We start from the raw sequence: 10,001 nt of genomic DNA on the forward strand, positions 1-10,001 counted from the left end.
GTTTTATTCTAACGTACAAGTAGATAATAATAAATATTATTTAAAAAGATGGCGGCTTTTTATCCTTTCCTATCTCTGAAAAACGGATCAACAAGCCACATAAGATAGTTAGTAAATAAATAAGATGTGTATGGTGCAAAGGAACATCAGTTAAACCTGCAAGCATAAGCATAATAAGCATGCTATTAACTAGTGGATTACCGATATATTTTACACCCGAACGAGTAAAATTAATGATTAAAGCAAAAAAAAATAAAAACATTACCAGAGTTCCCACCACCCCATAGCGGGCTAAAGAATCTAAATATTGATTATGTAAATGGGGCTGAATAGCTGCACCACGATTTTTCATACCGGAAATGCTGTCTTGCAAACTGTCATCCCCAAGACCCAAAATAGGGTCATGAACAATCACATCCAAACCATGCTTCCATAAGTCGAACCGAATACCGATAGAGGTATTATGGTTCCCTTTCTCTATCATCGAAATTTCGTATTGCGTCTGTTTAATCCGAGTATCAATTTCTTTCTCAAAAAATGCATAAAATAGCACCGAAATAGCACATATTGAAAAACACAAAACAATATAATGTTTAATGGTCGGCTTTACTGCAACAATCATCAAATAAAGAATCGCCACAGGTAAAAAGAGAATTACCCCTCGCACATCGGTCATGATAATGGCCGCCAATGAAAGCAAGCCGCCTATACCAGCAAGCGTTTTTAATGTTTTATCTGATTGATTTAAAACAAAGTAAATGCAACACAACAAGAGAAAAGAAACATATAAAGCATAAGGTATCGGGTTTGTCGCAATGCCAACACGCGCAATGTTCATCACAAAATGTTCATACAACGCATTCAGCCCGCAAATAACTGAAGCTAATGCAACAATATAATAAATCCACTGGCGTGATATTTTATTCCACGGTACAAAAAGCAAATAAACCAAACTTGCAATTAACGTTCTAGGCAAAGAAAATTCATCACTACGGAAAAAATGATAGCTAGAGAAAATCACGATTATCAATAATCCAGAGATAAAAAAACCTCTTAACTCTGAATGCCAGTTTTCCCTAATTGCATGTCGATATCTCAACAGACAATAAATAGAAACCATTGGTATCAAGCGTGAAATAATAAACTGACTAGCAGAGAAATTAAATATCACCATTAGAACAACCAATAATGGTGATAATAAAAATAACTTTTCTATATGATTAGTTTTTTTGTTTTTTATAAGCATTATTTGCTAAAGCCATTTTTACTTTGCGGTACAGTGAGTACAATTCACGAGTGGGTTTTCTGTACAATGGAGCCTTGGGTTGCTGTTCGTTTTGAAACGTTGTGTCAAAGTATTGAGGATTTGCAACCACACTTGGTAAAAATAAGAATGAAGGCATCTGATGCAAATATAGTGACCCCATATAGTTATCAACAGGCATCGACCAGCACTGTGAATACTTAAGTAATTTCGTTGCTGCATCAGGAGAAAGTGCATAAGCTCTAGCGCCACCAAAATTATTACTTAGAAAATAGATGTCATAGTTATTTTCCTGTTCCTTCAAGAACAGTTAACTGCGATCACAAGCTTCCTCCAATCTCAAAAAACCATATTCTTGGGTTTTAATTTTGATTAGATCAATAAAATGTATAAAGCAGGGTAATAGCTCAGCATCATCCTCCAAAACAATGATCGGCTCATTCAACTCAACACTCTTTTGCCAGAGTAGATAATGGCTCGCGTAGCAGCCCATCTCCCCTTTTGAAGGCATTTTACCACTGGTAAACCATAACCGCTTGGTATAGTCATAATTGGCAAATAAAGGGTGTGGAGGAACAACTCGACCATCAATCGCATCAAAGAACTCAAAATCTAGGCCGTAATTAGCCATTTGTTGCTCAATGGATGCTCGTCTTTCTATGCTGTTTTTAAGGCTAATAACGTAGATTTTCATCACAAAAACTCGAATTTCTATAATATGCTCGCCAATGTGCTGCACAATACTTATTCTCAGATTGAAGCGAATTAGAGCATATCTTGCCTAGCATTTGAATGTATTTGTTAGCAGAAATTGAGTTTTATCAAACGAGTGCTGTGCTAGAATGACCCAAAATAATAATGACGGTGAAAAATGAAGTTACTGATTGTGGGCCCTTCATGGGTAGGCGATATGGTGATGTCACAAAGTTTATATCAACGCCTTAAGCAACAGCACCCTGATGCACAGATTGACGTTCTAGCCCCCGCTTGGTGTAAACCAATTTTGGAGCGTATGCCAGAAGTGAATTGTGCTATTGAAATGTCGATTGGGCACGGCGCTTTTAATCTTGCAGGTCGATGGGCGCTCGCCCAAGAGCTAAAACGCAACAATTACACTCATGCCTATGTCTTACCAAATTCGGCAAAATCAGCACTCATACCGCTATTTGCGGGTATTCCTTCTCGTACTGGCTGGAAGGGTGAGTTTCGCTACGGCTTACTTACTGATCTTCGCCCTAATCGTAAAGTGTTCCAGTATATGGTTGAACGCTATGTGGCTCTTGCTTATTCAAAAGAAAGCATGCTCGATGAAGTACAGCTAGAAAACTGCCCTCACCCTTCTTTATTAGTTGATAGCAAAGCTCAGCAATATGCCATTTCAAGATTAGGCTTATCGACCATAAAACCGATTATCGGTTTATGCCCAGGGGCTGAGTTTGGTCCGGCTAAAAGATGGCCTGACCACTATTATGCTCAAGTTGCACAACACGCTATTGAAAGCGGCTATCAAATCTGGCTTTTTGGCTCGACCAAGGATAGCAAAGTATGTGACCTCATTCGTTCAGCACTTAGCACCGAACAACAAAAATATGCCTTTAATCTAGCTGGACAAACCTCACTTGTTGAAGCTGTGGATCTGTTGGCGGCTTGCCATACCGTCATCAGTAATGATTCAGGATTAATGCATGTCTCCGCCGCCGTAGATTGTAATATCGTCGCAATTTATGGATCAAGCTCACCGCAATACACGCCACCGCTAACTGAGCGCTTAGAAATGGTGTATACCGATATTGAATGCCGCCCATGCTTTAAGCGAACCTGCCCATTAGGGCACTTAAATTGCCTAAATCAACTGCAACCGGTGCAAGTTATTCAAGCTTTAGATAGATTTATTGGAAAAGATTCATGAAACACCTCTGGTTTGAAAAAGGGGCTTATGCCTCGAAGGCCGCGCGCCAATACTTGAATGGTTATTTTAATCCTTTAGCGATCAAGAAAATTGCCGTCATTCGCCATGCTGCGCTCGGTGATCAAGTCATTGTGCGCCCCTTTTTGATTGAAGCTCGGAAGTTCTTCCCTCATGCAGAAATAACATTAGTCACCGTTTCAAACTACCTCTATGGAACACCAGCAGAGTTAGCGGATAAAACAGTGGTAATGAAAAGCCGTGAGGATTCAAAACACTTATCACTCAAGCAAAAATGGCAAGACTACAGCCAACTGGAAGAGCAAGATATTATATTTGATGTCGCTGGGACAAATCGTTCTTACTGGATGACATTACTGACTAAAGCAAAACTCAAAGTTGGCTTTCCTTACACGCCATTTTTATGTGGCACCTTGTATAACTTGGCAGTATTTCGCTCTGACTTTCAACCAGAAGTAGAATGCATGCTCGATATGCTTAAAATCCTTGGCCACAGCCCAAGCTATCCTCTAGATTTTGCCTACCCAGACAACAGGCAACTTTGTGATTTTGAGACACCTTACCTTGTCTATTTCAGTGGAGCTTCGCAGCTGAGAAAAATCTTATCTAAGCCTGAAATGCGTGCTGTCATCGAGCAAACTATTGAGCAGCAACCCAATGTAAAACATGTCTTCCTTGAGGGAAAAAATGAGTTTGAAAAAGGTGAGTATCTACAAGATCTTGCAGAGGCTGGAAAATTAACGATTCAGCCATGCTTACCTTTAGATGAATTAGTCACGTTTATTGCGAAAGCAACGTTAGTGATTGCTCCAGACACTGGCATACGCAATGTGGCCATATCGACCCACACACCAACTGTTGGTATTTTTTACGCTACCGTCCCTTTTCGTTATACACCATTGTATGAAACACATACGATCGTGATGAATGCTAATGGTGAAAAGCCTTCTACTGAGCAAATTACTGCAGCGATTACTGCCACGTTGAAACAGCGCTCGATAACCGAAAAAAACAGATAGGATCAATCAATATGAGCCAAGTAACTGTATTAATCGCCAACCGATTAATCCGCTTGACCGGGAATATTTTTAAAATGCTCGCTTACCCATTTCATTGGGTGTTTCCAAAATTGCGTTTTACCATTCCTGCCTATTCACCAGCAAAATGGACTCGTTCTAATCGCAGTGCTATTCCACGTACAATTTGGCAAACCAACTTTACCGATCAAGCCTCCCTACCCGTTTATATTAACTACTTATTTAATCGATTAATGTCGCTCAATTGTGACTATTGCTATGTAAGTACCGAAGCCCGTGGTGAGTATTTACGAACACACGCATCAACTGAAATCTATGATGCTTACATGCGGCTAACCAACGGCGCTGCTCAAGCCGATTTATGGCGTTTAGTAGTACTCAATAACGAAGGGGGCGTCTATATGGACATTGACGCAACTTTGGTATGGTCTCTCGATAAACTGATTGGCGATGAGCAACAAGCGGTTTACATAAAGATTGACAACAATACTCGTTTTACCAACTACTTTATCGCCTCAGCACCCAATAATAACGACCTCAGCCAAGCGATTGAAAAAGTACTGCATAACATTGAGAACTACGACCCTAAAATGGGCGTTTATTATTCAACCGGGCCTGGCGTATTTGATGAATTACTTAAAGGCAGAGAAGATCTTTGCACAAAAGATAGAAAATACGTTTGTATTCAAGGTAGTTTTACCAATGAACATTTTCAATATATAGATCGCCCTCGTTCGAAATGGACTCACATTAATCCGGATGATTTGGTAAAGAAAAAGGAACAGTAGAGTGGTCATTCGTGCTCTCTATACCTTACTTCTCTGTGTAGCTTCTCCTTTTTTAATGTGGGGCTTGTACAAAAAGCGGCCGGGCAAGCCGTGTGTTGGTGCTCGCTGGAAAGAGCATTTTGGCTTCACACCACCGCTTAAAACTAATCAATCCCCTATTTGGATCCACGCAGTATCGGTTGGAGAAACGCTTTCAGTTTCTCCACTGATAAAAGAACTCAAATCACAATATCCTGATCAGCCGATTGTTATTACCACCACAACCCCCACCGGTGCAGAGCAAGCGGCTAAATTAAAAGAGCTTGCCGAGCATAGATACATGCCCTTTGACTTTTCTTTTGCCGTTCGTGGCTTTATAAAACGGATAAAGCCAAGCCAAATGCTGATCATGGAAACAGAGTTATGGCCAAACACATTACATACGGTTTCAAAAGCAGTTATTCCTATTACTGTTATTAATGCTCGCTTATCTGAACGCTCATGTCGACGGTATGCTAAATTTCAGCCGATTTTTAATTTACTAGCATCTAACTTAACGCGTGTACTTTGCCAATATCCAGATGATGCACAGCGCTTCATTCGACTCGGATTACCTGCTGACAAAGTGACAGTCACCGGTTCGATGAAGTTTGATATCAATATCGATCAACAAACCATAGAAAAAGGCCAGCAGTTAAGGCATCAACTAGGTAAAGAACGACCAATTTGGATTGCCGCAAGCACTCACCAAGGTGAAGATGAACAAGTGTTAGCCGCTCATGCAAAAGTACTTAAAGCACACCCTAGCGCACTGCTTATGCTTGTTCCGCGCCACCCTGAGCGATTTAATGCTGTTTTTGAGTTATGTAAAACACAATTTATGAGTGTGCGGCGAACTCAAACAGAGAATAAACTCGATCCAGAAGTACAGGTCTATCTAGCTGATACTATGGGGGAGATGCTAGTACTCATGGGATCTGCTGACATTTGCTTTATGGGCGGAAGCTTAGCGGGTGACAAAGTCGGTGGGCATAATTTACTCGAGCCAGCTGCGCTTGGTTTACCCATGTTGACTGGCCCAAGTTATTACAACTTCAGTGAAATCACTCAAGCCCTCAATCAAGCCGATGCTTGTGTGATCACACAAGATGCAGAGCAAATTGCACAAATGCTTTGTGAATGGTTCACTGATAACAAACAGCGTATTCATCGCGGCAAGCAGGGTTATCAAATCGTAGAACAAAACCGTGGCGCTCTTGCCAAAACACTTGAATATTTAGATTTATAAAGAGAATACTCTTAATGAAACGACTAATTGTTGATCTTGATGGGACACTAACTCAAGCCAATACTTCCGATTATAAAAACGTCCTACCGAGAATGGATGTGATTGAACAACTGCGCAATTATAAGCAAAAGGGGTTTGAGATTGTAATTTCAACGGCGCGTAATATGCGCACTTATGAAGGTAACGTCGGTAAAATCAATATCCATACTCTTCCTATCATTACTGAGTGGCTGGATAAACACCAAGTTCCGTATGATGAAATTTTAGTGGGCAAACCTTGGTGTGGGCACGACGGCTTTTATATTGATGATCGCGCCGTGCGCCCTACCGAATTTTCCTCAATGAGTTTGGAAGAGATCCACCAACTCTTCGAGAAGGAAAAATCATGTTCCTGATAATGTCTGGTGCCTACGTCGGGCAAGAATTGGAATCTGAATTTGGGCGTATTCCACCTAGCTTTCTACCTTTAGGCAATCGTCGCCTGTTTCAGCATCAAGTCGCTTTGGCACCACAAGGCTTAAAAGTCTATCTCTCTTTGCCTGAATCTTATGCTATCTCAGAAATCGACAGTCAGTGGCTTGAACAGCATCAGGTGACGATTATCGCTACGCCTGATGGACTGAGCCTTGGCGCTTCTTTGGTTGCTGCACTCAATATTAGTGGCCACTCACTTAATGCACCACTGCACATCCTCTACGGTGATACGCTTTTTAACCAACTTCCTGTTGGAGATGATATTGTCAGCGTTTCCACCGCGAAAGACAGTTATAACTGGGCCGTATTGACTAATGATGAAGTTGATTGGCTACAAGATGCCAACACTCCAATGAATAGCGAAAGTCAGCGGATTATCGATGGCTACTTTAAATTCAGCCGCCCACGTGAACTAGTTCGCAGTATTACACAGAGTGAGTGGCAATTTATTGCTGGTCTTAACCGCTATCATAAAAACGTAGGCTTAAGTGCCGTCAACTCGATTGGCTGGCTCGATTTTGGTCATGTGAATACTTACTATCATTCCAAAGCTGAATTCACAACTCAGCGCGCCTTTAATGAGCTCACTATAACCGCCAAATGGATTGAAAAATCGAGCATAAAGAACCAAAAAATAGCTGCTGAAGCTTACTGGTTTGACAATCTGCCGATGACAATGCGTGGTTTCATCCCACAATATTTAGGTAGTCAAAACAGCGAGGGGAAAATTTCCTATCGCTTAGAATATCTCTACCTCACTGCGCTGAATGAGTTATTCGTTTTTTCCAAGCTGCCGAGTCAAATCTGGCAAAAAATCTTAGCCAGCGCGGTGAAGTTTTTAAGCCTGTGCCTTGAGCAACCTACCGAGCCGAATGATCCCATCAATACTCTCGACATACTGTTTGCCGATAAAACCACTCTACGCCTTAACGAATTCTGTGCATCGCGACGCATCACGTTAGAAAAAAAGTGGCAATTTGCAGGACAAGATGTCTCGCTCGCGCAAATTCTGCGCGATAGCCAAAAACATCTGCCTAATGGAGAACCCTTACTGGGCGTCTTGCACGGTGATTTTTGCTTTAGCAATATTTTGTATGACTTCCGAGCCAACAAAATTAAAACGATCGACCCTAGAGGGATGACGCCTGACGGGCAGAAAACACTGTATGGTGATATCCGCTACGATTTAGCCAAGCTGAGTCATTCAATTCTTGGTTTGTATGATTGGATTATTGCCGGTTACTACCATGTTGAGATTGGCGACAAAGCGATCGAATTAAAGATTGCAGAGCAGAGTCAACATAAAGAGACGCAGCAAGGCTTTATCGAACTAATTGAACAGACTTTTGGCCTCACGGCGAAAAATCTCTACGCGATGCAAATTCAACTTTTCTTATCGATGTTGCCTTTGCATGCCGATGATCGCCGTCGTCAAGATGCCTTGTTTGCCAATGCGTTCCGTCTCCATCAAATTTTATTGAGGCTTGATCAATGATTGTGATACCAATGGCGGGAATGAGTTCTCGCTTCTTTAAAGCCGGTTATACCCAGCCCAAATATATGCTTGAAGCCCACGGTCAAACCCTGTTTGAACACTCGGTCAGCAGCTTTGCTGCGTATTTTGCTAACACTCCGTTTCTGTTCATTGTGCGCAATGTTTACGACACCGCAGCGTTTGTGCGCGAAAAAGCCTCTCAGCTTGGCATTAAACAGTTTTACATTGCTGAATTGCATACAGAAACTCGCGGCCAAGCCGAAACGGTGACTTTAGGGTTAGAGGAATTAGCAAAGCAAGGCGTGGACTATCAAGGATCGATCACGGTGTTTAACATCGACACATTCCGCCCGAATTTTGTATTCCCTGACATTAGCCAACACAGTGATGGCTACCTAGAAGTGTTTCAGGGCAGCGGTAACAATTGGTCTTTCGCCAAACCAGAACATACCGGAAGCACCAAAGTGATCCAGACCGCGGAGAAAAACCCGATTTCCGATCTCTGTAGTACCGGGCTTTATCACTTCAATCGTAAAGAAGATTACTTGGAGGCGTATCGTGAATACGTTGCCAGACCTAGCCAAGAATGGGAGAGAGGCGAGCTATACATTGCGCCGCTCTACAATTTACTCATTCAAAAGGGGTTGAATATTCACTACCACTTGCTCGCACGCCATGAGGTCATTTTTTGTGGCGTACCAGATGAATACACGGACTTTTTGAGGCAACCACAACCATGATCAAGATTGATGATGAAGCGATCACCTTTGTTGTGCAGGGGCCAGTGCAAGCCAGTGCCAGTCGCCAGCAAATCGCTGGCATCACAGAGCAATGTTTGAACTCCATACGTCGCTTTTTTCCTAAATCGACCATCATTCTGTCGACTTGGAAAGGGCAGCCGTTGGATGGCCTTGATTACGACCAAGTGTTGGAATTGGATGATCCCGGCTCAAATACCGTTTTTTATGACGGTCAGCCACTCAAACTCAATAATAACCGTCAGATGTACAGTACCCACATGGGGCTGAAAGCGGTAAAAACGCCTTATGCGGTTAAGCTACGCACCGATAACCTGCTGACAGGTCGCCAATTTGTTGAGCTGTATGAACAATATGCCGATGTCTCCAGAGCACCGAATTATCAATTTTTGACTCAGCGGGTACTCACCAGCAGCACGTTTTTTATTTCGAGTCACTATGGGCATCCGGTTCATTTTCATAAAAGCGATCTGTTTGACTTTGGCCTGACCCGAGATCTCCTGACCATTTGGTCTGATCGCTGGATACCAGAATTACACTTTACGCTTAAGCCGGGCTACAAAGCACGCCACCCAGCAACAGAGCAAGTTTTATGTCTGAATTGGATCTCAGCGCTACTCGGTGAAGAGCACCATATCGAGAGTAAAACCTGCGATCATGCAGGGTTAGGTGAAGAGTTTTGGCCACAGTTTATAGCGAATAACTTACTGATTGATGGCCCAGAAAAACTGGGATTAGATGTGACTGAACGTTTCTATCAGCGAGGTAATCTAGCACTTGAGTATGATTTAAAAGATTGGCTGTATCTTAACCAAATAACATCAATCCCACGTGATAAGAAACGTCTGTACCGTTACTATAAAAATCAAGTTGGCCGTATACTTAAAAAGCTCCATTCTTTGATTTAAATATCACTCTCTGACTTTAATAACAATAGGGGTTAACATTTTCCTTAATTTGAGTCTAACTCCTTTTTTCAAAGTCTTAATCA

At 41.9% G+C, this 10,001-nt stretch carries 9 protein-coding genes and 1 pseudogene; 8 read left to right on the forward strand and 2 right to left on the reverse strand.

What is annotated here, in order from left to right; translation table 11 throughout:
* Positions 1-40: 40 nt before the first annotated feature.
* Both AACQ17_RS01960 and AACQ17_RS01965 read right to left on the reverse strand, forming a co-directional pair.
* Positions 41-1,246: an O-antigen ligase family protein gene (locus AACQ17_RS01960; protein WP_240507698.1), complete on the reverse strand. Its 1,206-nt coding sequence runs from the start codon at positions 1,244-1,246 to the stop codon at positions 41-43.
* Positions 1,221-1,958: pseudogene (locus AACQ17_RS01965) on the reverse strand (glycosyltransferase family 25 protein). Before AACQ17_RS01965 ends, AACQ17_RS01960 begins: the two are co-directional and overlap by 26 nt.
* 177 nt (positions 1,959-2,135) lie before the next feature.
* Between AACQ17_RS01965 and waaF the strand changes: the two are divergent.
* Genes waaF through AACQ17_RS02005 form a run of 8 tightly spaced genes read left to right on the forward strand, consistent with a single transcriptional unit; the run spans position 2,136 to position 9,918 of the window.
* A complete protein-coding gene (gene waaF / locus AACQ17_RS01970; RefSeq protein ID WP_094147641.1) occupies positions 2,136-3,173 on the forward strand; it encodes a lipopolysaccharide heptosyltransferase II in 1,038 nt (345 codons plus the stop codon).
* Positions 3,170-4,210 carry a glycosyltransferase family 9 protein gene (locus AACQ17_RS01975; protein ID WP_094147640.1) on the forward strand — a complete coding sequence of 347 codons (1,041 nt, stop codon included), beginning with the start codon at positions 3,170-3,172 and terminating at the stop codon, positions 4,208-4,210. Before waaF ends, AACQ17_RS01975 begins: the two co-directional genes overlap by 4 nt.
* Positions 4,211-4,221: 11 nt before the next feature.
* Entirely contained in the window at positions 4,222-5,016 is a 795-nt protein-coding gene (locus tag AACQ17_RS01980) for a glycosyltransferase family 32 protein (RefSeq protein WP_166537971.1), read from the forward strand.
* Position 5,017: 1 nt separating this feature from the next.
* Positions 5,018-6,283 carry a lipid IV(A) 3-deoxy-D-manno-octulosonic acid transferase gene (gene waaA / locus AACQ17_RS01985; protein WP_094163580.1) on the forward strand — a complete coding sequence of 422 codons (1,266 nt, stop codon included), beginning with the start codon at positions 5,018-5,020 and terminating at the stop codon, positions 6,281-6,283.
* A gap of 14 nt (positions 6,284-6,297) precedes the next feature.
* Positions 6,298-6,678, forward strand: coding sequence for an HAD-IIIC family phosphatase (locus AACQ17_RS01990; RefSeq protein ID WP_088732963.1), 381 nt, complete (start codon positions 6,298-6,300; stop codon positions 6,676-6,678).
* Positions 6,669-8,252: a capsular biosynthesis protein gene (locus AACQ17_RS01995; protein ID WP_094147637.1), complete on the forward strand. Its 1,584-nt coding sequence runs from the start codon at positions 6,669-6,671 to the stop codon at positions 8,250-8,252. The genes AACQ17_RS01990 and AACQ17_RS01995 overlap by 10 nt, the downstream gene beginning before the upstream one ends.
* The gene (locus AACQ17_RS02000) at positions 8,249-8,992 is read left to right on the forward strand and encodes a glycosyltransferase family 2 protein (protein ID WP_094144870.1); all 744 of its coding nucleotides are present in this window, start codon (positions 8,249-8,251) and stop codon (positions 8,990-8,992) included. Before AACQ17_RS01995 ends, AACQ17_RS02000 begins: the two co-directional genes overlap by 4 nt.
* Positions 8,989-9,918: a WavE lipopolysaccharide synthesis family protein gene (locus tag AACQ17_RS02005; protein ID WP_094167740.1), complete on the forward strand. Its 930-nt coding sequence runs from the start codon at positions 8,989-8,991 to the stop codon at positions 9,916-9,918. Before AACQ17_RS02000 ends, AACQ17_RS02005 begins: the two co-directional genes overlap by 4 nt.
* Positions 9,919-10,001: the final 83 nt, after the last annotated feature.

The organism is Vibrio sp. V10_P2A27P122, from assembly GCF_963874335.1.
Taxonomy (GTDB): domain Bacteria; phylum Pseudomonadota; class Gammaproteobacteria; order Enterobacterales; family Vibrionaceae; genus Vibrio; species Vibrio anguillarum.